A 25,021-nucleotide genomic window follows, 5' to 3' on the forward strand; every position below is an offset into this window, starting at 1 on the left:
GGTGCCCCCGCCCCGTGCGGCACACGGGAGCGGGGGCACCGCCGTCTCCGCTTGCGGACGCGGTGCGGCCGGTCAGCCGGTGTTGCGCAGGCCGGCCGCCACGCCGTTGACCGTCAGCAGCAGCGCGCGGGCCAGCAGCGGGTCGGGCTCGGAGCCGGCCGCGGCGGCGTCGCGCTGGCGCTTGAGGAGCGCTACCTGGAGGTAGGAGATCGGGTCCAGGTAGGCGTCGCGGATGGCGAAGGTCTGCTTCAGCACGGGCTGGGCGTCCAGCAGTTCCCGCTCGCCGGTGACGCGCAGCACCTCGCGCACGGTCAGCTCGTGCTCGGCCTCGATGGTGGCGAAGACGTGCCGGAGCTCCTCGGGGACGAGGGTCTCGACGTAGTGGCGGGCGATCCTGAGGTCGGTCTTGGCGAGCGTCATCTCGACGTTGGAGATGAAGTTGCGGAAGAAGTGCCACTGCTCGTGCATCTCGTCCAGGACGCCGTCGAGGCCGGCCTCGCGCAGCGCCTTGAGGCCGGATCCGACGCCGAACCAGCCGGGGACGATCTGCCGGGACTGGGTCCAGCCGAACACCCACGGAATGGCGCGCAGGCCGTCGAGCGAGACGCCCGAGCCGGGCCGGCGGGAGGGCCGCGAGCCCAGGTGCAGGTCGGCGAGCTGGTCCACGGGCGTCGACGCGAGGAAGTACGTCGGCAGGTCGGGGTCCTCGACCAGGCGGCGGTAGGCGGCGTGGGCGGCGTCGGAGACGACGTCCATGGCCGCGTCCCAGCGGGCGAGGGCCTCGACGGACTGGCGGGGCGCGGTGTGCAGGGCGGAGGCCTGCAGGGTGGCCGCGACGGTCAGCTCCAGGTTCTCCCGGGCCAGCGACGGCACGAGGTACTTGTCGGAGATGACCTCGCCCTGCTCGGTGACCTTGATCTCGCCCTCCAGGGTGCCCCAGGGCTGGGCGAGGATCGCGTCGTGCGAGGGGCCGCCGCCGCGTCCGACGGTTCCCCCGCGGCCGTGGAAGAGGCGCAGCCGCACGCCGTAGCGGTGGGCGACGTCGCGCAGCCGGCGCTGGGCGCGGTGGATCTCCCACTGGGAGGTGGTGATGCCGCCGAACTTGGAGGAGTCGGAGTAGCCGAGCATGACCTCCTGGACGTCGCCGCGCAGGGCGACCAGGCGCCGGTAGGAGGGGTCGGCGAGCATGTCGTCGAGGATGACGTCGGCGGCGCGCAGCTCGTCGGTGGTCTCCAGGAGCGGCACGATGCCGATCTTGGCCCAGCCTGCGTGCAGGTCGAGCAGGCCGGCCTCGCGGGCGAGGACGGTGGCGGCGAAGACGTCGTCGGCGCCCTGGCACATCGAGATGATGTACGACTCGATGACCTCGGGGCCGAAGACTTCCAGGGCGCGCTTGACGGTGCCGAAGACGCCGAGGGTCTTCTCGCCGGCGGCGTCCAGCGGCGGCGGGGTGGGCGCGAGGGGGCGGCGCGAGCGCAGCTCCTTGGCGAGGAGCTTGTGACGGTACTCGCGCGGCATGTCCTCGTAGCGCCAGGACTCCTCGCCGAGCCGGTCGAACATCTGGCCGAGGGCGTGGTGGTGGGCGTCGGCGTGCTCGCGGACGTCCATGGTGGCGAGCTGGAGGCCGAAGGCGGCCAGGGTGCGGATGGTGCGGTTCATCCGGCCCTCGGCGAACAGGCCGCCGCGGTGCTCGCGCAGCGAGGTCTGGATGAGCGTGAGGTCGGCCAGGAGCTCGCCGGTGCCGAGGTAGTCGCGCCCCTCCTGGTGCGGGGTGCCCTTGGCCAGGCGTTCCTTGGTGTTCTCCAGCTTCTGCCGGATGGCGGTGGCCTTGAGGCGGTAGGGCTCCTCGGCGTTGAGGCGCTTGTAGCGGGGGCTGATCTCGGGCAGGCGCTCGAGGTCGGCCGCCAGGGAGTCGAGCAGCTCCTGCGTCGCGCCCGTGTAGCGGATGGAGTTGGACAGGAAGCCGCGCAGCTCGTCGATCATCTCCAGCGCGTCGTTGATGCCGTGCTCGTGCTGGAGGATCAGGACGTCCCAGGTGACCTGGGGGGTGACGTTGGGGTTGCCGTCGCGGTCGCCGCCGATCCAGGTGCCGAAGGTCAGCGGGCGGGTGGCGTCGGGCAGCTCGACGCCGACGCGCTCCAGTTCGGCGGTGAGGTCCTCCAGGACGTCGCCGACGGCGCCGGCGTGCAGCTCGTCGAGGTAGTAGATGGCGTTGCGGGCCTCGTCGGCGGGCTCGGGGCGCACCACGCGCAGTTCGTCGGTCTGCCAGACGAGGTCGATGTTCTCGGCGAGGCGGGTGTCGTGGCGGCGCCGGTCGGCCTCGATGACCGGGGTCTCCAGGAGGGTGGCGATCCGGCGCAGCTTGTTGAGGACGGAGCGGCGGGCGGCCTCGGTGGGGTGGGCGGTGAAGACCGGGCGGACGTTGAGGTTGCGCACGGTCTCGCGCAGGTGCTCGGGGTCGGCGTCCTTGAGGCGGTCGGCCGTGCGGGCCAGCAGGCTGCCCTCGGCGGCGCGCCGGGCGCGCAGTTCGCGGCCGCGGTGGACCTGTTCGGTGACGTTGGCGAGGTGGAAGTAGGTGGAGAAGGCACGGACCAGCTTGGCGGCGGTCTCCAGTTCGGTGCCGCGCAGCAGCTCGGCGGCGGCCTCGCCGTCCTCGCGGGTCAGGCGGCGGACCTTCTCGACCAGTTCCAGCAGTTCGGGTCCCTCCTGCCGGACGAGGGTCTCTCCCAGCAGGTCGCCCAGTCGCCTGATGTCGGCGCGCAGCTCGCTGCTGGTCGTCGTGGTCTGGTCGTCGGCACTGCTCACAGGTGCGGCTCCTTGCAGTGTTGAAGCTCGTCTGGGAGGGGACCCGGCGGCCCGCGGTGCGGCGTGAGCCTCGTGCGGACCGTGCGTCCGGGGGAAAACAGAGCGGACCGCGCTGTCCGACCGCCTCCAGGATAGGTGTCGATGTGGACGCGCAGGCTACGGGCTCTTGCCGCGAGGCTACGCACTGCCATACTTACGTTGCCGTAGGTTACGGAACCGTAGCCTCAGTGACCCGGCCCCGGCCCCGACCCTCGACCCCACAGGGGGACGTCCCCATGACCACGAGCTCCGATGTGATCGACGACGCCCCGAAGGCGCCCCACGACCCGACCCCGCTTCCCCCCGCCACGCTGGGCGGGGAGCAGAAGCGGTCCGTCGAGCAGCTCGCACTGCTGCTCTTCATCACCGTTCCGTTCCTGGCACTGGTCGCGGCGGTGCCGCTGGCCTGGGGGTGGGGGGTGAGCTGGCTGGACCTCGGTCTGCTGGTCGCCTTCTACTTCCTCGGCTGCCACGGCATCACGATCGGCTTCCACCGCCACTTCACGCACGGCTCGTTCAAGGCCAAGCGGCCCTTGAAGATCGCGCTGGCGATCGCCGGCTCGATGGCGGTGGAGGGGCCGCTGGTGCGCTGGGTGGCCGACCACCGCAAACACCACAGGTTCTCCGACGCGGAGGGCGACCCGCACTCGCCGTGGCGCTACGGCGAGACCGTCCCGGCGCTGATGAAGGGCCTGTGGTGGGCCCACGTCGGCTGGATGTTCGACGAGGAGCAGACGCCGCAAGAGAAGTACGCGCCGGACCTGATCAAGGACGGGGCGCTGCGCGCGGTCTCCCGCCAGTTCGTGCTGTGGACGGCGGTGTCGCTGCTCCTGCCCGCGCTGGTCGGCGGTCTGGTGACGATGTCCTGGTGGGGTGCCTTCACCGCGTTCTTCTGGGGTTCGCTCGTCCGGGTGGCACTGCTGCACCACGTCACGTGGTCGATCAACTCGATCTGCCACGCGGTCGGCAAGCGCCCGTTCAGGTCGCGGGACCGCTCCGGCAACGTGTGGTGGCTGGCGATCCTGTCCTGCGGCGAGTCCTGGCACAACCTGCACCACGCCGACCCGACCTCCGCGCGGCACGGCGTGGAGCGCGGCCAGCTGGACTCCTCGGCCCGACTGATCCGCTGGTTCGAGCGGCTGGGCTGGGCCTACGACGTGCGCTGGCCGTCACGCTCCCGTATCGATTCGCGCCGCAACCCGGACGGGTCGCCCTCCCGGCGCGGGGCGGAGCAGGCCGAGACGGCATGATGGGCGCTGTGGCGACCGACTCCAGCACCCCCGGCAACGACAAGCAGCGGCGCACGCGCCGCACCCGGATGACGGGGGCGGAGCGAAGGCAGCAGCTCCTCGAGATCGGTCGCACCCTCTTCGCCGCGAAGGGCTTCGAGGCCACCTCGGTGGAGGAGATCGCGGCGAAGGCCGGGGTCTCCAAGCCGGTGGTGTACGAGCACTTCGGCGGCAAGGAGGGCCTGTACGCGGTGGTGGTGGACCGCGAGATGCGGCGGCTGCTCGACATGGTGACCAGCTCGCTGACCGCCGGCCATCCGCGCGAGCTGTGCGAGCAGGCGGCGTTCGCGCTCCTGGACTACATCGAGGAGTACACGGACGGCTTCCGCATCCTGGTCCGCGACTCCCCCATCCCGCAGTCCACGGGGTCCTTCGCCTCGCTCATCTCCGACATCGCCACCCAGGTGGAGGACATCCTGGGCCGCGAGTTCAAGAGCCGCGGCTTCGACCCGAAGCTGGCGCCGCTGTACGCGCAGGCTCTGGTCGGGATGGTGGCGCTGACCGGCCAGTGGTGGCTGGACGTGCGCCGCCCGAAGAAGGCCGAGGTGGCCGCCCACCTGGTGAACCTGGCCTGGCACGGCCTGGACGGCCTGGAGGCCAGGCCGCGCCTGATAGGCCACCGCAAGTCCTGACCGGCCGACCGCCGTCCGGGCCCGCCCGCACCGGGCGGGCCCGCGTCGTGTCCGGCCCTCAGCGCGGCTTGCGCGCCACCACGAACAGCCGGCGGAACGGCAGCACCGTGCCGTAGGGCTGCGCCGGATACGCCTCGCGCAGGCGGGCGCGGTACTCCCCCACGAAGGCGTCGGCTGCCTCGGGGTCGTCGGCGAGCGCCGTGAGCACGGGCCGCAGGCCGGTGCCCTTGACCCAGTCGAGCACCGGGTCCTCGCCCTGGAGCAGGTGCAGGTAGGTGCTCTCCCACACGTCGGTCTCGCAGCCGAGGCGGGCGAGGCGGTCCAGGTAGACGGCGGGGGCGTGCACCGAGTCGGCGGTGCGCAGCACGCCGCCGAGGCGGCCGCGCCACCGGTCCGAGTCCGCGAGGGCGCGCATCAGGACGTGCAGGGGCGCGTCGATGGTGTGGGGGACCTGGAAGGCGAGGGTGCCGCCGGGCGCCAGCGCGTCGAGCCAGCCGGGGATCGCGTCGAGGTGGCCCTCGACCCACTGCAGGGCCGCGTTGGAGGCGATCAGGTCGTAGGTCCGCTCGGGCTCCCACCGCCGCAGGTCGGCGTGGGCGAAGTCGACCAGGCCGCCCTCGGGGGTGGGGCCCGCGTGCGCGGCGGCCCCGGCGAGCATCTCGGCGGAGTTGTCGTAGCCGGTGAGGTGCGCGGCGGGCCAGCGCCCGGCGAGCAGGACGGTGCTGTTGCCGGGGCCGCAGCCCAGGTCGGCGATGCGGGGCCGGGCGGCGGGCAGCGGGTGCACGCGGTCCAGCAGCTCGGCGAGGGGCCGCTCGCGGTGGCCGGAGTGGCGCAGGTACTGGGCCGGGTCCCAGGTGGGCGCGGAGGCGGGCATGGCTTGCTCCTCGGGGTGCCGCAGTGTCGTCCGGGCCAGCCTCACACCCCCAATATCTTGACGTCAAGAGACTTGAGGTCGACACAACCACTACACTGATCGTCATGGAGGACGAGGTCGATCGGCTGGTCGCAGCGTGGCGCCGGGAGCGCCCCGATCTCGACGTGGAACCGCTCGAGGTGCTCAGCCGCGTGAGCAGGCTCGCCCGGCACCTGGACCGGGCGCGGCGGCTGGCGTTCTCGGAGCACGGGCTGGAGCCGTGGGAGTTCGACGTCCTCACGGCCCTCAGGCGCGCCGGGGACCCCTACCAGCTCTCGCCGGGGCAGCTGCTCACCCAGACCCTGGTGACCTCCGGGACCATGACCAACCGCATCGACCGGCTGACCAAGAAGGGCCTGGTCGAGCGGCTGCCCGACCCCAGCGACCGGCGCGGTGTGCTGGTGCGCCTGACCGCCGACGGCCGCGACCGCGCCGACCAGGCGCTCGCCGGCCTGCTGGAGCAGGAGCGAGCGCTGCTGGCCGAGCTGTCGCGGGCCCAGCGCGGCGAACTGGCCGCGCTGCTACGCCAGTTGACCGCCCCGTTCGACAACATCCCCGGCTAGGTCCACCGGGCCGACACCGGCCCGCCGGGCGAGCGCGACGGCCGCGAGGGTGGAGTGCACCCCGAGCTTCCCGAGCACGTTCTGCATGTGGGTGCGGACCGTGTGCGGGGAGAGGAAGAGGCGCTCGGCGACCGCCTTGCGGCCGAGCCCGGCCACCATGCAGCGCAGCACCTCCCGCTCGCGCGGGGTCAGCGACTCCACCAGGCGCTCGCTCTCGGTGCGGTGCTTGCGCGCGGCGGTCAGCTCCCGCAGCACGCCGGTGAGCAGGGCGGGCGGCAGGTGCGTCTCGTCGCGCAGCACCCCGCGGATCACCGTGAGCAGCCGGGACAGCGAGCAGTCCTTGGCGACCCAGCCGGAGGCGCCGGCCTGCAGGGCCAGGGCCGCGCGGCGCGGGTCGTCCTTCTCGGCGAGCACGACGGTGCGGACGGCGGGGTGCCCCGAGCGCACTCCGGCGACCAGGGAGATCCCGTCGACGACGCCGTCCTCGCCGGCCTCCTGCACGGGCACGGCGGGGCGGGCGGGCGGCAGGCTGCCGCCCAGGTCGGCGTCGACCAGCAGCACGTCGAATCTGCGGCCCTCGGCAGCCGCCCGCTCCAGACTGCGCAGCGCGGCGGGACCGCTGCCCGCCGCGGAGACGTCGACGTCGGGCTCTGCGGCCAGAGCCGCGGCGAGCGACTCGGCGAAGATGCGATGGTCGTCGACGACCAGGACTCGGATGCGAACCACGAAACCCCCTTCCCCAAGCTCCTGAAGAGCAGGGGAGACCCAAAGGCGGGGAACGGCCGGCGCGAGTACGGCGCCCGGAGCACTGCCGCCGGCCCTGCTCGGGCCGGCCCGGGGGCCGCGTCCGCACGGCCGCCGCCGTGCCGGAACCACTGCCCCGCTCCGGGCGTCGTACTCGACTGTCTCGCCCCCTGATCCGCACCGGCCCCCACCGGTGCTGCTCATCAGGGTAAGGCCGGGCGGCAGGAGCGGAAGGTGATTTGCAGAACTGGTTTGCCAACGCGTTTAGGGTGAGCCACATGTTTCGTATTGAGACAGAAGTCGACAAAGAGCGAAGCATGGCTCTGCGTTCGCGACTGCGGGAGACGAACACGGCGGCCTCACCCGTCCTGAGCTCCCTGCGCGACACGGGGCACGCGAGCCAAGTCCCGCTCCAGGTCTGGGCTTTGGACGCGGACGGCTCCCTCGCCGGCGGCCTGGTCGGACACACCTGGGCGCGCTGGCTGCACGTCACCTACCTGTGGGTGGACGACCGCCACCGCGGCGCGGGCCTCGGCACCCGGCTGCTGGCGCAAGCGGAGCAAACGGCCCGCGAAGACCGCGACTGCACCGCCGTCCGCCTGGAGACCTGGGACTTCCAGGCCCCGGACTTCTACCGCGGGCGGGGCTACGAGGTGGTGTGCGTGATCCCGGACTACCCGCCGGGGATCACCGAGTACACGCTGACGAAAAAACTGGCCTGAACACCGCGGTGCCCGGCCCCCGTACGGAGGGCCGGGCGCTCGTGCCCCGGGACGGACCGGGCCGGGCGGGCGGACCGGCGGGCCGGGTCAGACCAGCCGCCGCGCCCCCGGCGACGGCACCGCCGTGAACACGCGGGGCGCCGTGTACCGCGCCGCCGCGAAGGCCTTCTCGACCGCCGCCGTGACCTCGTCCGCGTCCGCCGACTCCACGAGCACGACGACCGAGCCGCCGAAGCCGCCGCCCGTCATGCGGGCGCCCAGCGCGCCGGCCGCGAGGGCCGACTCGACGACCAGGTCCAGCTCCGGGCAGGAGACGCGGAAGTCGTCGCGCAGGGAGGCGTGGCCCTCGGTGAGGACCGGGCCGATCGCGCGGGTCTCGCCCGCCTCCAGGAGCGCGACCGTCCGCTCCACCCGGTGGTCCTCGGTGACGACGTGGCGGACCAGGCGGCGCACCTCCTCCTCGTCGCCGAGCCGCTCGAGGGCCGCGTCCAGGGCGTCGTGGGCGACGTCCCGCAGCGCGGTGACGCCGAGCAGCTCGGCGCCCCGCTCGCAGCCGGCGCGGCGCTTGCCGTACTCGCCGCCGCTGTGGGCGTGCTTGACCCGGGTGTCGACGACCAGCAGGCGCATGCCCCCGGCGGCCAGGTCGAAGGGGATCTGCCGCTGCGAGAAGTCGCGGGTGTCGAGGAACAGGGCGTGGCCGTCCTCGCAGCAGGCCGAGGCCGTCTGGTCCATGATGCCGGTGGGGGCGCCCACGTACGCGTTCTCGGCCCGCTGGCACAGGCGGGCCAGCGCGCCCCGCTCGATGCCGAGGCCGTACAGGTCGTTCAGGGCGAGGGCGACGACGACCTCCAGGGCCGCCGAGGAGGACAGGCCCGCGCCCGTGGGGACGGTGGAGGCGAGGTGGACGTCGGCGCCCGGCACGGTGTGGCCGGCCTCGCGCAGCGCCCAGACGACGCCCGCCGGGTACGCCGTCCAGTTCTTGTCGGAGCCGGGGACGAGCGCGTCCGGCGCGATCTCCACGACGCCGCCCTCGCCGTCGTCGATGTCGGCGGAGTGCAGCCGCAGCACCCCGTCGGTGCGCCGCGAGACGGCGGCGACCGCGGTGTGCGGCAGGGCGAAGGGCATGACGAAGCCGCCGTTGTAGTCGGTGTGCTCGCCGATCAGATTGACCCGGCCCGGCGCCGCCCACACCCCCTCGGGCCCGGCCCCGTACAACGCCGTGAACCGTTCGGCGACCGCCGCCGCGTGAGCCTCGCTCATCCCCTGATCCCTGACCTTTCCTACCGACGTGCCGTGCCCGGTGCGGCGCGCGCCGTGCGTGCGCGCGCCGCCGGGGGCCTCTACTTGGCGTGCTGCTGTGCGAACGCCCACGCGTCCGCGACGATGCCCGCGAGATCCGCGCGGGACGGGTTCCAGCCGAGCCGCTCCCGCGCGGTGGCGGCGGAGGCGACGAGGACGGCCGGGTCGCCGCCCCGGCGCCCGGCCACGACCTCCGGGACCGGGTGGCCGGTGACCTTGCGCACGGTCTCGATCACCTCGCGGACGGAGAAGCCGTTGCCGTTGCCGAGGTTGCAGATCAGGTGCTCGCCGGGCGTGGCCGCGTCCAGGGCGAGCAGGTGGGCCTCGGCGAGGTCGGCGACGTGGATGTAGTCGCGGACGCAGGTGCCGTCAGGGGTCGGGTAGTCGTCGCCGAAGACGGAGATCGCCTCGCGCCTGCCGAGGGCGACCTGGAGGACCAGGGGGATCAGGTGCGACTCGGGGTCGTGGCGCTCGCCGCAGGAACCATAGGCGCCTGCCACGTTGAAGTACCGAAGGGATACTGCACCTAGTCCGTGGGCCGCGGCCTCGCCGGTGATCATGTGGTCGACGGCGAGCTTGGAGGCGCCGTACGGGGACGTGGGCGCGGTCGGGTCGCTCTCCGTGATGGGGGTGCTGACCGGCTCGCCGTAGGTGGCGGCGGTGGAGGAGAAGACGAGCTTGCGCACGCCGGCCCCGCGCATGGCGGCCAGCAGCGCCATGGTGCCGCCGACGTTGTTGTCCCAGTACTTCTCGGGCTTCACCACCGACTCGCCGACCTGCGAGAACGCGGCGAAGTGCAGGACGGCGTCGTAGGAGTCGTCGAGCCACTGGGCGGCGTCGCGGATGTCGCCCTCGATGAAGGCCGCGCCCGCGGGCACGCCCTCGCGGAAGCCGGTCGAGAGGTTGTCCAGGACGACGACCTCGTGGCCCGCCTCGACCAGGTGCTGCGCGACCACGCCGCCGACATAGCCGGCACCACCCGTGACCAGGTACTTCCCACTCATGAACTCGCTACCTCTCGCAGTCGCTCGGCCGCGGCCTCCGGCGGCACGTCGTTGATGAACACGTTCATGCCGGACTCGGAACCCGCGAGGAACTTCAGCTTGCCGGAGGTGCGGCGGATGGTGAAAAGCTCGAGGTGGAGCGCGAAGTCTCCGCGGTCGACGCCCTCGAACCCCGCCGGCGCGCCGAACGGCGCCTGGTGCCAGGCGGCGATGTACGGCGTCGGCGGCTCACCCTCACCGAAGATCCGGTCGAAGCGCCTCAACAGTTCCAGATAGACCTGGGGGAACTCTGTGCGCGCGGCCTCGTCGAGCGCGAGCAGGTCGGGCACGCGGCGCTTGGGGTAGAGGTGCACCTCGTACGGCCAGTGCGCGGCGTACGGCACGAAGGCGGCCCAGTGCTCGGTCTCCAGCACGACCCGGGTGCCCTCGGCGAGCTCGCGCGCGACCACCTCGTCGAAGAGGTTCTCCCCGCCGGAGGCCTCCTTGTGGGCCGCCAGCGAGCGCAGCATCAGGGCGGTGCGGGGGGTGGTGAAGGGGTAGGCGTAGATCTGGCCGTGCGGGTGGCCGAGGGTCACGCCGATCTCGGCGCCGCGGTTCTCGAAGCAGAAGACCTGCTCGACGGCGGGCAGCTGGGACAGCTCGGCGGTGCGGTCGGTCCACGCCTCCAGGACGAGCGCGGCCTGCTCCTCGGTGAGGTCGGCGAAGGACGCGTCGTGGTCGGAGGTGAAGCAGACGACCTCGCAGCGGCCGGAGTCGCCGGCGAGCGAGGGGAAGCGGTTCTCGAAGACCACGACGTCGTACGAGGAGTCGGGGATCTCGCTGAGCCGCTCGCCGCGCGTCGGGCACAGCGGGCACTGGTCGGCCGGCGGGTGGTAGGTGCGGCCCTGGCGGTGCGAGGCGATCGCCACCGAGTCGCCGAGCAGCACGTCGCGGCGGATCTCGGACGTCGTGACGGTCCGCTCCAGGGGCCTGCGGTCCACCGCGTCGCGGACGGTGTCGTCGCGCAGGTCGTAGTAGATGAGCTCACGACCGTCGGCGAGCCGGGTCGAGGTCTTCTTCACTGTCGGACTCCTCAGCCGCACTCATCAAACACAATCGAACATAACAAATCATAAGGCAACAGTCACGTCAACGCCCGCGTGTGACGCCCAGGTGTGAGAGGAAAGAGGCGGGGCAGACGGTCCGCGCTCTCCCGCTCGATCACGATCAAACAAAGAACATCAGCGGGACTGTTCATTTCTTAAAGCAATAGGCGTACATTCCGCTCGGATCAGTTCACGCGACGAAGCGAGTACTCATGCAGTCCCCCACATATCTGGCCGAAGGGCTCCGGCTCCCCACGAATGCGCTCGACTACACCATCCTGGCGATCTACTTCGTCGTGGTGCTGGGCATCGGCTTCGCCGCCCGGCGCTCGGTGAAGACCAGCCTGGACTTCTTCCTCTCCGGGCGCTCGCTGCCCGCCTGGGTCACCGGCCTCGCCTTCGTGGCGGCCAACCTGGGCGCGACCGAGATCCTGGGCATGGCGGCGACCGGCGCGCAGTACGGCGTCGCGGTCGTCCACTGGTACTGGATCGGCGCCATCCCGGCCATGGTCTTCCTCGGCCTGGTGATGATGCCGTTCTACTACGGCTCCAAGGTCCGCTCGGTGCCCGAGTTCCTGCTCCAGCGCTTCGACCGGTCGGCGCACCTGCTGAGCTCGATCCTGTTCGCCTTCGCCGCCGTCCTCATCGCGGGTGTCAACCTGTACGCGCTCGCGATCGTGGTCGAGGCGCTGCTGGGCTGGCCGCAGTGGGTGGCCATCGTGGTCGCGGGCTTCTTCGTCCTCGCGTACATCACGGTCGGCGGTCTGTCCTCCGCCATCTACAACGAGGTGCTGCAGTTCTTCGTGATCCTCGCCGCCCTCATCCCGATCTCCGTCCTCGGCCTGAAGAAGGTCGGCGGCTGGGACGGCCTGACGGACTCGCTCACCGAGAGCCACGGCGACAACTTCCTGTCGGCCTGGGGCGGCACCGGCATCGGTGACCCCAACCCGCTCGGCGCGAACTGGCTGACCATCGTCCTCGGCCTCGGCTTCGTGCTCTCCTTCGGCTACTGGACCACCAACTTCGCCGAGGTGCAGCGCGCCCTGTCCGCCAAGAACCTCTCCGCCGCCCAGCGCACCCCGCTGATCGCCGCCTTCCCGAAGATCTTCATCGTCTTCGCGGTGATGATCCCCGGCCTGGTCGCCGCCGTCCTCGTCCCGAAGATCGGCACCGCCGGCTCGGACCTGCAGTACAACGACGCGATCCCCTACCTGATGCAGGAGCTGCTGCCCAACGGCGTGCTCGGCATCGCGGTCACCGGTCTGCTCGCCGCGTTCATGGCCGGCATGGCCGCCAACGTCTCGTCCTTCAACACCGTCTTCACCACCGACATCTGGCAGCGGTACGTGGTCAAGGACCGCGAGGACGACTACTACGTGAAGTTCGGCCGCCTCATCACCGCGATCGGTGTGCTGGCCTCGATCGGCACGGCCTTCATCGCGTCCAGCTTCTCCAACATCATGAGCTACCTCCAGACGCTCTTCTCCTTCTTCAACGTGCCGATGTTCGTGGTCTTCATCATCGGTATGTTCTGGAAGCGGGCCTCCATGAAGTCCGGTGTCTGGGGCCTGGTCGCGGGCACCGCGGCCGCGATGGTCAACTACTTCTGGATCTACAAGCAGGGCATCATCGACATCCCCAGCGACCAGGGCGCCAACTTCGTCTCCGCCATCGTCGGCTTCGTCGCCGGCGCGGTCGTCATGGTCGCGGTCACCCTGTTCACCGCCCCGAAGCCGGAGGCCGAGCTCGCCGGCCTCGTCTACGGCACGCGGTCCCCGGGTCTGGAGGAGCCGCCGGCCACCGGTGACGACGCCTGGTACCGCAAGCCGGCCCTGCTGGGCTGGGGCGCCATCGTCCTCGCCGTGATCTGCTACCTGCCCTACTCCTTCTGACCCGATCGGAGGCAACGACCATGTCCGAACTGCACCGTGAGGTCTCCGACCTGGAGACGAAGTCCGCCACCGCCGCCCGTCTCTTCGACATCCGGCGGATCATCGGCGGCCTGTTCGTGATCTACGGCGTCATCGTCACGATCGCCGGGTTCTTCGCGTCCGACGAGGACCTGAAGAAGGCCCAGGACGTCAACATCAACCTGTGGACGGGGCTGGCCATGCTGGTCCTCGGCCTGTTCTTCCTCGTCTGGCTGAAGCTGCGGCCGCTCGCCGCGCCGGAGCCCGAGCACACCGGGGACGGCAGGGCCGCCGAGTAACCGGACGGCGGTCCGTCCGGACGGCAGCCGCCCGAAGGGCACGCGTCCGAAGGGCACGCGAAGGCCGCCGTCCGAGGGGCACGCGTTCCGAGGGGCCGGGGTCCGCCGCGTCACACGGCGGGCCCCGGCCCCTTCGCACGGCCGGCGCACCCGGCTCTCGCGTCTCTCCCGCACCCTCCCCGGCCGGGCCGGCGCGCGCTCACTCCGCACCGCCCTGCGCCGGTCCGTCGTTCGCCGCCTGCGGCAGCGGGCCCGCCCGCTCCAGCAGGCCGGTGCGCGCCGCGAGCGCCGCCGCCTCCAGGCGGGAGCCGACGCCCAGCTTCATCAGCACCCGCTGCACATGGGTGCGGGCCGTGCTGGGCGCGATGCCCATGCCGGCCGCGATCAGCCGGGTGTCCTCGCCGTCCGCGACCCGCACCAGCACCTCCACCTCGCGCGGTGTGAGCATCTGCAGCAGCCGCTGCCCCTCGTCGTCCGGCTGCGCGGCCGGGTTGAGCAGTTCGCTGAAGGCGCCCTGCAGCAGCTGCGGCGCCACGGCCGCCTCCCCCGCGCGGGCCTTCATGATGGCCCGCTCCACGCCCTCGATCCGCTCGTCGTGCCGTACGTAGCCGGAGGCGCCGGCCGCGAAGGCCGCGGCGATGCCGCGCGGGCTGGGCACCGGCCCGAGCACCAGCACGGCGACCTGCGGACGCTCCCTCTTGATCTTCACCACCGGATCGAACATGCCCGGTTCGGCCGGTGTGGCCGTACCGAGCAGGCACACCTCGGGCGCACGCGTGATCACCAGTTCCGCCGCCCCGGCGGCGGGTGCGGCCGCGGCGAGCACCCGGTGCCCGCGCAGCTTCAGCGCCGAGGCCAGCGCCTCCGCGAGCAGTCGGTGGTCGTCGACCACCATGAGCCGCACTCCCATCGAACCCCCCAGTCCCCCCAAGGATCCCCACCGGCACCCCATGGATAGGAGCCCCCCGGCTCTCCATCCCCCGGAAGTTACACGCTTGTTCGACGGTGCGCTTCCCCTACCGGAGAGAAGTGCCCTGGATCGCCAAAAAACGACGCATTCGCGAGTGATGCGCGGTATGGGAACGGCCCCGCCCCTGAACTGGGGCGGGACCGTGGTCAGCACAGGAGAACTTGACCGGTGGACGGTCTACTTCGCACCGAACCCGATCGCCGTGTACTGCTTGGCGTCGGCGGAGTACGGCTTGCTGAGCAAGTCCTTGGCCATGAACAGCCGGCCGTGGGTGTACAGCAGCTCGGCCGAGCGCGGCACCATGGCGCTGATCGCGTCCCGGACCTGGTCCGTGGCCGGGGTCTCCAGCAGCTCGGTCTCCTTCATCGTCCCGCCGTCGAGGGAGACGATCTGGGCACCCTTGTCGTAGGGGCCGTCCTTGTAGGCGATGATGTCGCCGCCGTCCATCCGCACCGGGACCATGTCGTAGCCGTCGCCCGCGTCGGCGCGGTCACCGGTGCTCTTCCCGGTGGCCAGCGAGAACGAGACGATCTCGTTGGTCCGGCTGTACTCGGCGCCACCGCCGGCGTGCTGCTTGGTCGGCACGTACAGCTTGTCGTTGCCGACGGCGATCGCCTTGCAGCCGTGGACCTTGCCGACCTCGCAGTCGTGCTCGTACTTGCCGTCCGGCAGCGTGATCTTGGCGCGCAGCTTGCCGCCGTCGTCGAGCGAGAAGACGTCCGTGACGCCGGAGGCGGTGATGTCACCGGAGTCCACGCCGAAGACGACCGGCTTCGACGAGATGACCTTGGCGTTGTCGATGCCGGCGGGCAGCTCGTAGCTCCACTTCACGCTGCCCGTCCTCGGGTCGAGCAGCTGGACCTCGTAGGTCTCGTTCCCGTAGTCGCCGCACTTGCGCACGGCGACCAGCTGCTCGCCGCCGTGGTAGCCGACGTCCTGGCACTTGCCGACCTTCGGCTGCCACAGCACCTTGCCGGTCTTCAGGTCGAAGGCGGCGCCGCCCTTGAGGTCGGAGCCCGCGGCGACCGTGCCGCCGGTGATGGAGACCTCCTTGAAGGTGGCCTTCTGGTCGCCGTCGGAGACGACCGACCCCGTCCACAGCTTCTTGCCGGTCCTCAGGTCGAAGGCGGCGACCTCGCTGCAGCCCGGGTACTTGTCCGCCTCGGTGGGCCGGGCGTTCTCGTAGACCACCGCGGCCACGCCGTCCTTCGTGACCTCGGGCGAGCCCGCGCACACCAGGCCCGGCAGCGCCAGCGTCCAGGACTTCTCGCCGGTGTCCGGGTCGTAGCCGTCGATCCCCTCGGTGCTGGCCTTGGCGTACACCTCGTCCGTCAGCCAGGAGCCGCTGACGCTCCAGTACTCGCCCTTGGGCACCTCGGGCGAGGGCACCTGGAACAGGACGTCGGCGTCGGTGGAGGCCGGGACCTTCTCCGTGCCGCCGGTGCCGGACGCGGTGTCGCCGCCCTCACCGTCCTTGCCGCCGTCCCCGCCGGTGGTGCCGGAGTGCGCGGTGTCGTCCTTGCCCGAGGAGTTCGCGTACCAGACGCCGCCGCCGACGATCAGCGCGATGGCGACGACGGCCGCGACGATGATCGCGAGCTGGGCGTTGACCTTCCGCCCGCCGCTCGGGCCGCCGTTCTGCGCCTGCAGGGGCACGGTGTACGGCTGCGGGGGGCCGTACGGGTGCTGCGGCTGGGCCGGGTGGCCGTAGCCGGGCGGCGGCGCCTGCGGATAGCCGTAGCCGGGCTGCTGCATGGGCGCGGTGGGCGGCTGCGGATAGCCGTACGGGGACGGCGCCGCGGGCGGCTGCCCCGGCGCGGGCGGCGGGGTCTGCGGATAGCCGTAGCCCGGGCCCGGGTCCTGCGGCGCGCCGAAGCCGCCGGGCGGCGGGCTCTGGGGCGCGCCGAACCCGCCCTGCGGAGGCTGCTGCTGGGCCTGCGGCGGCGTGCCGGGCGGGCCCGGCGGCTGGCTCGGCGGCTGGTTCGGGGGCTGGTTCGGCGGGGGCGGCTGGTTCACGGTGTGCGTACCTCGGGATGCGAAGGAGCGGAGGGGGGCCGGTGCGGGCGGGACCGCCCGGTCACTTGCCGTAGGCGAGCATCAGCTTTTCCCTGGCCTCGTCGCTGCCGGTCAGCCGCGTGGTGGACAGGTAGAGGCGGCCGTCCACGTAGTCGAGGTCCTTCGAGAAGAAGCCGTTCTCGATCTGCGCGGCGCCCTGCGGGTTCTGCAGCAGCGTCGTCGCCTCGTGGCCGCTGCCCGAGGTCGCGATCGACACGACCCGCCCGCCCGCGTCGTAGGCCGGCTCGACGTACGCCACCAGCGCGCCGTCCGCGATCTTCAGCGGCAGCACGGACCGGTCCGCCGGGGACTTCGTGCGCCACTTCTCCTTGCCGGTGTCCAGGCTGATCGCGACGATCTCGTTGGGGCCGCTCTTGGCCTCGGTGGGCAGGTAGAGGGTGTCGTCGTCGACGGCGACACCGGCGCAGCCCTGCAGGTCGCGTTCGAGGATGGCCCAGCCGCACTCCGGAGCGAAGGACTCGTCGACGTCGACCTGCGAGCGGACCGTGCCGTCGTCCTTCAGCGTGGAGATGTTCCACTGCTTCTTGTCCTCGTTGGTCATGTAGAGGACGACCGGGTCGACGGAGTAGGCGCGGGCGACCTGCCAGCCTTCGGGGATCTTCTTGGTCCACCTGGCCTTGCCGGTGGCCGGGTCGAGCTCCTGCACCTCGTCGTGCTGGTTGTCCGACGCCGCGGAGCAGGAGGAGACGGCCAGCAGCCTGGCGCCGCCGGCGAACGCGCTCGGGAAGCACGCCTCGCCGTACTTCTCCTTGTCCCACTTCTTCTTGCCGGTCGCCAGGTCGTAGGCGGTGCCCGACTGGGAGCGGCCCGCCACCAGCGTGTCGCCGCTGATGGACAGCTCGATGCTGAGCGCGCTGTCGAACAGGCCGCCCTCCTCGACCTCGCCCTTCCAGCCCTTCTCGCCGGTGGCCAGGTCGATCTGCTGGAGCTGGTTGCACTTGGCCCGGTCGCTGACGCCGCTCATGTACGCGACGACGATCTTGCCGTCGGCGCTCTGCTCCGGGGTGACCGCGCAGATCTTCTGCGGCAGCGTGATCTCGTCCCAGGCCGGCTCGCCGTTCCCCACCTCGTAGGCGAAGACCTGCTTGTACGCGGCCTTCGCCGCCACCTTGTCGGTGATCCACATGCCGGGGGCGTCCGCGCCCGAACCGGGCGCGTCGGGCGCCTCCTTGTACCAGAGGACCTTCGACTCGCCGGACTTGCGGCCCTTGTTGAGGTTCTCCGGGTCGTCGCCGCCGTCGCCGCTGCCGTCGCCCGGGTTGGCCGGGTCGGCGCCGCCGGACGCCTCGGCGCCCTGGGACTTCCCGGCGGCCGGCCTGGCGTCGTCGGCCCCGCCGGAGACCGCCCACACCGTGCCGCCGACGACGAGCAGCGCCGCCACGGCCGCGGCGACGACGGCCACGGTCCTGCCCCGGGAGGGGCCGCCCGAGCCGCCGGGCGGGGTGCCGGGCGCACCCGGGTACGGCGGCTGCTGCGGGTAGCCGTGGCCGGGCTGCTGTCCGTAGGGGCCAGGCTGGGCGTAGGGGCCGGGCTGGGCGTAGGGGCCCGGCTGCTGCGGCTGCCCGTACGGTCCGGGCTGGGCGTACGGTCCGGGCTGGGCGTAGGGGCCGGACGGGGTGTACGGGCCGGGCTGCTGGGGGTAGCCGTAGCCGGGCTGCGGCTGCGGAGGGGTCTGCGGGGCGCCGGGCGGGGCGGCCGGGGGCTGCGCGGGCGGCGGGGGCGTGCCCTGCCGGGGGTCCTGCGGTGCGCCGAACCCGCCCTGCGGCGGCTGTCCCGACGGGCTTGCGGAGCCGTCCTGCGGCGGCTGTCCGGGTGGCTGGGCCATCAGCGTGTTCCCCCTTGTGAAACCGACATCTCGCACGCCTGCCCGGCACCGGGTGCCGACCCGCGACCGATCCTTTTCGGCCGGGGCTCCGGGGTTCTCCCCGGAGGAGACAGCCTCACGCCCCGTAGTACGCACGGCACACGGAGTCGCACTCAGGCTGTTCTCAGACGGCTCTTTCTATCACCCTGGCGCCCTCGCGGACCGGGCCGGTGCAACCCCTGTTCCCAAGGGAGAACCGGCCCGTGATGACCCCGTTACGCTCCTTCACGCGCCCTTCACGCGTCGTCTGCGAGCTCCAGCCAGCGCATTTCCAACTCTTCGCGCTCCCCGGTGAGTTGACGCAACTCCGCGTCCAGTTTCGCCACTTTCTCGAAGTCCGTGGCGTTCTCGGCGATTTGCGAGTGGAGCCGGGACTCCTTCTCGGAGATCTTGTCGATCTGCCGCTCGATCCGCTGGAGCTCCTTCTTCGCGGCGCGCGCGTCGGCCGCGGAGACCCCCTGCTTTTCGGCCGTCCTCGGAGCGGGTGCGGAGGCCGCCGCGGCCTCCTCCATCCGCCGGCGCCGCTCCAGGTACTCGTCGATGCCGCGCGGCAGCATCCGCAGCGTGCCGTCGCCGAGCAGCGCCTGCACCGTGTCGGTGGTGCGCTCGATGAAGAACCGGTCGTGCGAGATCACCACCATCGAGCCGGGCCAGCCGTCGAGCAGGTCCTCCAGCTGGGTGAGGGTCTCGATGTCGAGGTCGTTGGTCGGCTCGTCGAGGAAGAGGACGTTGGGCTCGTCCATCAGCAGGCGCAGCAGCTGCAGCCGGCGCCGCTCGCCGCCGGAGAGGTCCCCGACCGGGGTCCACTGCTTCTCCTTGCCGAAGCCGAAGGTCTCGCAGAGCTGGCCCGCGGTCATCTCGCGGCCCTTGCCGAGGTCGACGCGGTCGCGGACCTGCTGGACCGCCTCCAGGACCCGCCAGGCGGGGTCGAGTTCGGCGACCTCCTGGGAGAGGTAGGCGAGCTTGACCGTCCGGCCGGTGACGATGCGCCCCACGGCGGGCTGCTCCTCGCCACCGCTGCGGGCGGCCGCGGCCATGGCCCGCAGGAGGGAGGTCTTGCCCGCGCCGTTGACGCCGACCAGGCCGACGCGGTCGCCGGGGCCGAGCTGCCAGGTCAGGTGCTTGAGCAGCACCTTGGGGCCGGCCTGGACCGTCACGTCCTCCAGGTCGAAGACGGTCTTGCCGAGGCGCGAGGAGGCGAACTTCATCAGCTCGCTCTTGTCCCGCGGCGGCGGCACGTCCGCGATCAGCTCGTTGGCGGCCTCGATCCGGAAGCGCGGCTTGGAGGTGCGCGCGGGGGCGCCGCGGCGCAGCCAGGCCAGCTCCTTGCGGACGAGGTTCTGCCGCTTGGCCTCCTCGGTGGCCGCGATGCGCTCGCGCTCGGCGCGCGCGAAGACGTAGTCCGAGTAACCGCCCTCGTACTCGTGGACGCTGCCGCGCTGCACGTCCCACATGCGGGTGCAGACCTGGTCGAGGAACCAGCGGTCGTGGGTGACGCAGACGAGCGCCGAGCGGCGGTTCTGCAGGTGCCCGGCGAGCCAGGAGATGCCCTCGACGTCGAGGTGGTTGGTGGGCTCGTCGAGGACGATCAGGTCCTGCTCCTCGATGAGCAGCTTGGCGAGCGCGATGCGCCGCCGCTCGCCGCCGGACAGCGGGCCGATCACGGTGTCCAGGCCCTGCGGGAAGCCGGGCAGGTCGAGCCCGCCGAACAGGCCCGTCAGCACGTCGCGGACCTTGGCGTTCCCCGCCCACTCGTGGTCGGCCATGTCGCCGATGACCTCGTGCCGGACGGTGGCGGCGGGGTCGAGGGAGTCGTGCTGGGTGAGCACGCCCAGGCGCAGGCCGCCGGAGTGCGTGACGCGCCCGGTGTCGGCCTCCTCCAGCTTGGCGAGCATCCGGATCAGCGTGGTCTTGCCGTCGCCGTTGCGGCCGACGACGCCGATCCTGTCCCCCTCGGACACGCCGAGCGAGACGTCGTCGAGCAGCGCACGCGTTCCGTACACCTTGCTGACTGCCTCGACATTGACCAGGTTGACGGCCATCGCACTCCTGACAAGGGGGATCGATCGGCCTTCAAGGGTAGTCGGCCGCGCGGGTGACCCCCGCGGGCCGTCCGGCGGCTCCCGCCGCGCGGACGGCGGGCGGGAGCCCGCAGGGGTCAGAGCAGCGTCGCTCCGGGGACGGGACCCGCGGCGACCCGGGCCGTGCGGCAGGTGCCGGACGCGGTCAGCGCCTCGGCGATGCGCGCCGCGGACCCGGGGCCGTCGGCCAGGTACGCCGTGGTCGGGCCCGAGCCGGAGACGAGCGCGGCGAGCGCGCCGGCCTCCCGCCCGGCGGCGAGGGTGTCGGCCAGCGACGGGAACAGGGTCAGGGCGGCGGGCTGCAGGTCGTTGGCGACGGCGGCCGCGAGGGCCTGCGCGTCGCCCGCGGCCAGCGCGTCGAGCAGCTCCCGCGAGGCGGCCGGCTCGGGCACCTCGACACCCCGCGTGAGCCGGTCGAACTCGCCGTACACCGCGGGCGTGGACAGGCCGCCGTCCGCCACCGCGAACACCCAGTGGAAGGTGCCGCCCACCTCCAGCGGGCGCAGCCGCTCGCCGCGCCCGGTGCCCAGCGCCGCCCCGCCGACCAGGCTGAACGGCACGTCGCTGCCCAGCTCGGCGCAGATCTCCAGGAGCTCCTCGCGGGAGGCGCCCGTGCCCCACAGGGCGTCGCAGGCGACCAGCGCGCCGGCGGCGTCGGCGGAGCCGCCCGCCATGCCGCCCGCGACGGGGATGTCCTTGGCGATCCGGATGTGCACGTCCGGCGTGCGCCCGTACCGCCGGGCGAGCCGCTCGGCCGCCCGCGCCGCCAGGTTCGTGCGGTCGAGGGGGACCCGGGCGGCGTCCGGCCCCTCGCAGGTGATCCGCAGCTCCTCCGCCGGGGCCACCGTGACCTCGTCGTACAGGCCGACCGCCAGGAAGACGTTGGCCAGGTCGTGGAAGCCGTCCGGGCGGGCGGCGCCCACCGCGAGCTGGACGTTGACCTTCGCCGGGACGCGTACCGTCACGCTCACCGCTGCTGCTCCTCCGGGTCCTTCCGGGGTGCGGCGGCCGTGCCCCGGTCCGGCGCGGCCTCCGCGATCCGTGCGAATTCCTCGACCGTCAGCGCCTCGCCGCGGGCCTGCGGCGACACCCCGGCCGCGACCAGGGCCGCCTCGGCGGCGGCGGCCGACCCCGCCCAGCCGGCCAGGGCCGCCCGCAGCGTCTTGCGCCGCTGCGCGAAGGCGGCGTCGACCACGGCGAACACCTCCGCCTTGGAGGCGGTGGTCGCCAGCGGTTCGCTGCGCCGCACCAGGGACACCAGACCGCTGTCGACGTTCGGCGCGGGCCAGAAGACGTTGCGCCCGATGGCGCCGGCCCGCTTGACCTCCGCGTACCAGTTGGCCTTGACCGACGGCACGCCGTACACCTTCGAGCTGGGCGCGGCCGCGAGCCGGTCGGCGACCTCGGCCTGCACCATCACCAGCGTCCGCTCGATGCCCGGGAAGGTGTCGAGCATGTGCAGCAGGACGGGGACGGCCACGTTGTACGGCAGGTTGGCGACCAGCGCGGTCGGCGCCGGGCCCGGCAGCTCCCGCACCTGCAGGGCGTCGGAGTGGACGAGCGCGAAGCGGTCGGCGCGCTCCGGCATCCGGGCGGCGATCGTCGCGGGCAGCGCGGCGGCGAGGACGTCGTCGATCTCGACGGCGGTGACCCGGTCGGCGACCTCGAGGAGCGCCAGGGTCAGCGAGCCGAGTCCCGGCCCGACCTCGACGACCACGTCGTCGGGGCGCACGCCGGCGGTGCGCACGATGCGGCGGACGGTGTTGGCGTCGATGACGAAGTTCTGGCCGCGCTGCTTCGTGGGGCGCACGCCGAGGGCGGCGGCGAGCTCGCGCACGTCGGCGGGGCCCAGGAGGGCGTCGGGGATCGGGCTGTTCACGGACCAAGCGTAAAGGTCACCCGTGCAGCCGGGCGCCGCAGTGCGGCCAGGGGCTCGCCCCCCTGCGGACGTACAGCCGCTTGGCGCGGAAGGTCTGCTCGTCGGCGGAGGCGTCCTGCGGCCGGCCGCTGCCGCCGAGGTCCTGCCAGGTCCGCGTGTCGAACTGGTAGAGCCCGCCGTACGTGCCCGAGGGGTCCACCGCGTCCGGGCGGCCGCCGGACTCGCAGCGGGCCAGGCCGTCCCAGTCGAGGCCGTCGGCGCCGGCGACGGAGTCGGGCAGCGGCCGGGTGCCGACCCGCACGCGCTGCGGCTCGGGCTCGCGGACGGTCTCGGCGCGCAGCCGGCGCGGCTGCTGCCGGACGCCGTTGACCGTGCGCAGGGCGTAGGTGACGCGGCGGGCGCCCGGCCGCCCCGCCCGGTCCACGACCTCCGTGCCGCGGAAGAGCGCGGGGTCCTCGGTGCGCACCACGGCGAAGGGGAGCGGCTCCTCACGGACCACCTCGGTGCCGGTGATCCGCAGCACGGTGACGACCTGCCCGTCGCGCGGGAAGCTCCCCTGCGGGACGGACGTGGCGTCCTCGCCGCGCAGGGTGACGCCGGCCTCCTCCACGGCCTCGCGGACCGTGGCCGCGTTCGTGCGGATCGTGCGCGCCCGCCCGTCCGCCATGACCGTCACGGTCCGCTCGGTGCGCACGTCGAGCGCCAGCCCCTCGCGGCCGATGCGCCGCGGGAGCGGCACGGACACGTACGCGCCCTCGGTCCGCACCCCGGACCGCCGCAGCGCCTCCCCGACCGTGCGGGCCGTGGTCCACACCCGGCGGCGGTGGCCGTCGAGGGTCAGGCGCAGCGGGCGCCCGTACCGTACGGCGATGTCGTCGCCGCTGGTCAGGGCGGTGCCGAGGGCGGGGCTCACGGCGTCGTGCGCACCGGTCTCCACCCCCTCCTCGGCCAGCAGCTCGCCGATGTCGTCGGAGAAGGTGTGCAGGGTGCGCGGCTCGCCGTCGACGGTCAGCTCGACCTCCTTGTCGTCGGCGACGAAGGCGGTGGTGCCGCCCGCGAGGAACACGACGACCAGCGCGCGGGGCAGCAGCCGGCGCACGGCGCCGGGGCGGACGCCGATCCCGCTCCGGGCGTGGCGGCGGGTGGCCCGGTGGGCTCCGACGCGGCCGCCGGAGACGGGGACGGGGCCGCCGGAGACCGGGGCCGGTTCGCCCGCGGCGGGGAGGAAGGGATCACCGGCGGCCGGGACCGGCTCACCGGAGGCGGGGAGGAAGGAATCACCGGCGGCCAGGGCCGGTTCGCCCGCGGCGGGGAGGAAGGGATCACCGGCGGCCAGGGCCGGTCCGCCGGAGGCGAGGCGAAAGGGATCACCGGCGGCCGGGACCGGCTCACCGGAGGCGAGGAGGAAAGGGTCTCCGGCGGCCGGGGCCGGTCCGCTCGCGTACGAGGCGGGTGACGCGGGCACGGCGGGCGTCGCGGGCCCGGGCCACGCGCGCACCGGCAGCCCGGCGGGCGGCGGCACCGGCTCGGCGGGGGCATGCGCCGTGAGAACCGCGTACGCGTCGTCCGCGGACCGGCCGTGGTCCGGGGCGGGCGGCGGCCACGCGGTCCCGGCGGAGCCCCGGCCGGGACCGCTCCCGTACGGCATGCCGTACGTCTCGTACTGCGCATTGCTCACGACGGCACGCTCCAGGGTCCGGACGGGCCCCCAGAACCTAGCGGAGCGCCGGTCACTCTCCAAAGCGGCGCGACCACGCAGGGTGACAGGACCGCTCCGGCCGTGCGGGCGGGACGGTCCGGACCGAAGCGGCCGGGGCGGGGCGGACGACGGCGCCCGCCACCGGGTCAGTACTGGAAGGCGCGGGCGGTGTTGGCGGCGACCGCCGCCGCCAGCGCGTCCTCGTCGATGCCGCGCACGGCCGCCATGGCCCGGACCGTGACCGGAACGAGGTACGGCGCGTTGGGCCGTCCGCGGTACGGCGAGGGCGTCAGGAAGGGCGCGTCCGTCTCGACGAGGACCAGTTCCAGCGGGGCGACGGCGAGGGCGTCGCGCAGGTTCTGGGCGTTCTTGAAGGTCACGTTCCCGGCGAACGACATGAAGTAGCCCTCGCGGGCGCAGATCTCCGCCATGTCCGCGTCGCCGGAGTAGCAGTGGAAGACGGTGCGCTCGGGGGCGCCCTCCTCCTTCAGGATGCGCAGCACGTCCTCGTGGGCCTCGCGGTCGTGGATGACCAGCGCCTTGCCGTGCCGCTTGGCGATCTCGATGTGCGCCCGGAACGACCGCTCCTGCGCGTCCTTGCCCTCGGGCCCGGTGCGGAAGTAGTCGAGTCCGGTCTCGCCGACGCCCTTGACCTGCTCCAGCGCGGCGAGCCGGTCGATCTCGGCGAGCGCCTCGTCCAGTGCCGCGTCCCCGCCGGCCTCGCGGGCCCCCTGCCGCGACCGCCCTCCCTCAGCCCCTGGGGGCCGGGAGGCGCCCCCAGGGTCGCCGAGCACGATGCGCGGCGCCTCGTTCGGGTGCAGGGCCACGGCCGCGTGGACGCAGTCGTGCGCGGCGGCCGTCTCGGCGGCCCAGCGCGAGCCCTTCAGGTCGCAGCCGACCTGCACGACGGTCGTCACGCCCACCGACGCGGCCTTGGCGAGCCCCTCCTCGACGGTGCCGGACTGCATGTCGAGGTGGGTGTGCGAGTCGGCGACGGGCACCCGCAGCGGCGCCGGGAGCGGGGGCGCGTCGTTCTTGCCGGAGGCGTTCGAAGGCATGTCCCGATCCTACGAACTCCCGCAAACCCCCGGCGCCGCGGACCGCCCGGTCCCGCCGCCGGCCGCCCCGCCGCCCCGCGGCACCACGGG

20 protein-coding genes are annotated in these 25,021 nt (G+C 73.0%); 6 read left to right on the plus strand and 14 right to left on the minus strand.

The genetic code is table 11. The features are described from left to right. Positions 1 to 72 precede the first annotated feature (72 nt). A complete protein-coding gene (gene ppc / locus IE271_RS20115; RefSeq protein ID WP_190191749.1) occupies positions 73 to 2,805 on the minus strand; it encodes a phosphoenolpyruvate carboxylase in 2,733 nt (910 codons plus the stop codon). A gap of 275 nt (positions 2,806 to 3,080) precedes the next feature. Between ppc and IE271_RS20120 the strand changes: the two genes are divergently transcribed. Both IE271_RS20120 and IE271_RS20125 read left to right on the plus strand, forming a co-directional pair. Further along, entirely contained in the window at positions 3,081 to 4,094 is a 1,014-nt protein-coding gene (locus IE271_RS20120) for an acyl-CoA desaturase (protein WP_190191750.1), read from the plus strand. Then, a complete protein-coding gene (locus tag IE271_RS20125) occupies positions 4,091 to 4,765 on the plus strand; it encodes a TetR/AcrR family transcriptional regulator (protein WP_190191751.1) in 675 nt (224 codons plus the stop codon). The genes IE271_RS20120 and IE271_RS20125 overlap by 4 nt, the downstream gene beginning before the upstream one ends. A gap of 58 nt (positions 4,766 to 4,823) precedes the next feature. Here the strand turns inward: IE271_RS20125 and IE271_RS20130 are convergent, their stop codons facing one another. Next, positions 4,824 to 5,639 carry a trans-aconitate 2-methyltransferase gene (locus IE271_RS20130; RefSeq protein ID WP_190191752.1) on the minus strand — a complete coding sequence of 272 codons (816 nt, stop codon included), beginning with the start codon at positions 5,637 to 5,639 and terminating at the stop codon, positions 4,824 to 4,826. Positions 5,640 to 5,743: 104 nt separating this feature from the next. On the opposite strand from IE271_RS20130, the gene IE271_RS20135 reads away from it, so the two are divergent. Beyond that, positions 5,744 to 6,241: a MarR family winged helix-turn-helix transcriptional regulator gene (locus IE271_RS20135; RefSeq protein WP_190191753.1), complete on the plus strand. Its 498-nt coding sequence runs from the start codon at positions 5,744 to 5,746 to the stop codon at positions 6,239 to 6,241. Here IE271_RS20135 and IE271_RS20140 read toward each other — a convergent pair. After that, positions 6,200 to 6,967, minus strand: a complete 768-nt coding sequence (locus IE271_RS20140) for a LuxR C-terminal-related transcriptional regulator (protein WP_190191754.1) — start codon at positions 6,965 to 6,967, stop codon at positions 6,200 to 6,202. The genes IE271_RS20135 and IE271_RS20140 overlap by 42 nt on opposite strands. A 296-nt stretch (positions 6,968 to 7,263) precedes the next feature. Between IE271_RS20140 and IE271_RS20145 the strand changes: the two genes are divergently transcribed. Continuing rightward, positions 7,264 to 7,707 carry a GNAT family N-acetyltransferase gene (locus tag IE271_RS20145; RefSeq protein WP_190191755.1) on the plus strand — a complete coding sequence of 148 codons (444 nt, stop codon included), beginning with the start codon at positions 7,264 to 7,266 and terminating at the stop codon, positions 7,705 to 7,707. Between the two features lie 87 nt (positions 7,708 to 7,794). Here the strand turns inward: IE271_RS20145 and galK are convergent, their stop codons facing one another. From galK to galT, 3 genes are all read right to left on the minus strand, one after another. Beyond that, on the minus strand, positions 7,795 to 8,967 hold the full coding sequence (galK, locus tag IE271_RS20150; RefSeq protein WP_190191756.1) for a galactokinase: 1,173 nt from the start codon (positions 8,965 to 8,967) through the stop codon (positions 7,795 to 7,797). 80 nt (positions 8,968 to 9,047) lie between these two features. After that, the gene (galE, locus tag IE271_RS20155) at positions 9,048 to 10,010 is read right to left on the minus strand and encodes a UDP-glucose 4-epimerase GalE (protein ID WP_190191757.1); all 963 of its coding nucleotides are present in this window, start codon (positions 10,008 to 10,010) and stop codon (positions 9,048 to 9,050) included. After that, positions 10,007 to 11,071 (minus strand): galactose-1-phosphate uridylyltransferase, encoded by a 1,065-nt coding sequence (galT, locus tag IE271_RS20160; protein WP_190191758.1) that lies wholly within the window; start codon positions 11,069 to 11,071, stop codon positions 10,007 to 10,009. The genes galE and galT overlap by 4 nt, the downstream gene beginning before the upstream one ends. 236 nt (positions 11,072 to 11,307) lie before the next feature. Between galT and IE271_RS20165 the strand changes: the two genes are divergently transcribed. Beyond that, positions 11,308 to 12,987, plus strand: a complete 1,680-nt coding sequence (locus IE271_RS20165) for a sodium:solute symporter family protein (protein ID WP_190191759.1) — start codon at positions 11,308 to 11,310, stop codon at positions 12,985 to 12,987. Positions 12,988 to 13,007: 20 nt separating this feature from the next. Beyond that, on the plus strand, positions 13,008 to 13,304 hold the full coding sequence (locus IE271_RS20170; RefSeq protein ID WP_190191760.1) for a hypothetical protein: 297 nt from the start codon (positions 13,008 to 13,010) through the stop codon (positions 13,302 to 13,304). A gap of 199 nt (positions 13,305 to 13,503) precedes the next feature. Here the strand turns inward: IE271_RS20170 and IE271_RS20175 are convergent, their stop codons facing one another. The 8 genes from IE271_RS20175 to IE271_RS20210 all read right to left on the minus strand — a co-directional run bounded on the left by IE271_RS20175 (position 13,504) and on the right by IE271_RS20210 (position 24,931). Continuing rightward, positions 13,504 to 14,199, minus strand: coding sequence for a helix-turn-helix transcriptional regulator (locus tag IE271_RS20175; protein WP_373308796.1), 696 nt, complete (start codon positions 14,197 to 14,199; stop codon positions 13,504 to 13,506). 252 nt (positions 14,200 to 14,451) lie between these two features. Continuing rightward, a complete protein-coding gene (locus IE271_RS20180; RefSeq protein WP_190191762.1) occupies positions 14,452 to 16,290 on the minus strand; it encodes an outer membrane protein assembly factor BamB family protein in 1,839 nt (612 codons plus the stop codon). Positions 16,291 to 16,351: 61 nt separating this feature from the next. Then, positions 16,352 to 18,175, minus strand: coding sequence for an outer membrane protein assembly factor BamB family protein (locus tag IE271_RS20185; protein WP_190191763.1), 1,824 nt, complete (start codon positions 18,173 to 18,175; stop codon positions 16,352 to 16,354). 275 nt (positions 18,176 to 18,450) lie between these two features. Continuing rightward, complete coding sequence (locus IE271_RS20190; protein ID WP_190191764.1) at positions 18,451 to 20,256, minus strand: ABC-F family ATP-binding cassette domain-containing protein; 1,806 nt, start codon at positions 20,254 to 20,256, stop codon at positions 18,451 to 18,453. Positions 20,257 to 20,372: 116 nt separating this feature from the next. Further along, positions 20,373 to 21,266, minus strand: a complete 894-nt coding sequence (locus tag IE271_RS20195; protein ID WP_190191765.1) for a 4-(cytidine 5'-diphospho)-2-C-methyl-D-erythritol kinase — start codon at positions 21,264 to 21,266, stop codon at positions 20,373 to 20,375. Further along, positions 21,263 to 22,174, minus strand: a complete 912-nt coding sequence (gene rsmA / locus IE271_RS20200) for a 16S rRNA (adenine(1518)-N(6)/adenine(1519)-N(6))-dimethyltransferase RsmA (protein WP_190191766.1) — start codon at positions 22,172 to 22,174, stop codon at positions 21,263 to 21,265. Before rsmA ends, IE271_RS20195 begins: the two co-directional genes overlap by 4 nt. A 16-nt stretch (positions 22,175 to 22,190) precedes the next feature. Then, on the minus strand, positions 22,191 to 23,852 hold the full coding sequence (locus IE271_RS20205; RefSeq protein WP_308435193.1) for a resuscitation-promoting factor: 1,662 nt from the start codon (positions 23,850 to 23,852) through the stop codon (positions 22,191 to 22,193). 167 nt (positions 23,853 to 24,019) lie between these two features. Continuing rightward, positions 24,020 to 24,931 (minus strand): TatD family hydrolase, encoded by a 912-nt coding sequence (locus IE271_RS20210; protein ID WP_190191767.1) that lies wholly within the window; start codon positions 24,929 to 24,931, stop codon positions 24,020 to 24,022. Between the last annotated feature and the right edge of the window lie 90 nt (positions 24,932 to 25,021).

The organism is Streptomyces minutiscleroticus (genome assembly GCF_014650875.1).
Taxonomy (GTDB): domain Bacteria; phylum Actinomycetota; class Actinomycetes; order Streptomycetales; family Streptomycetaceae; genus Streptomyces; species Streptomyces minutiscleroticus.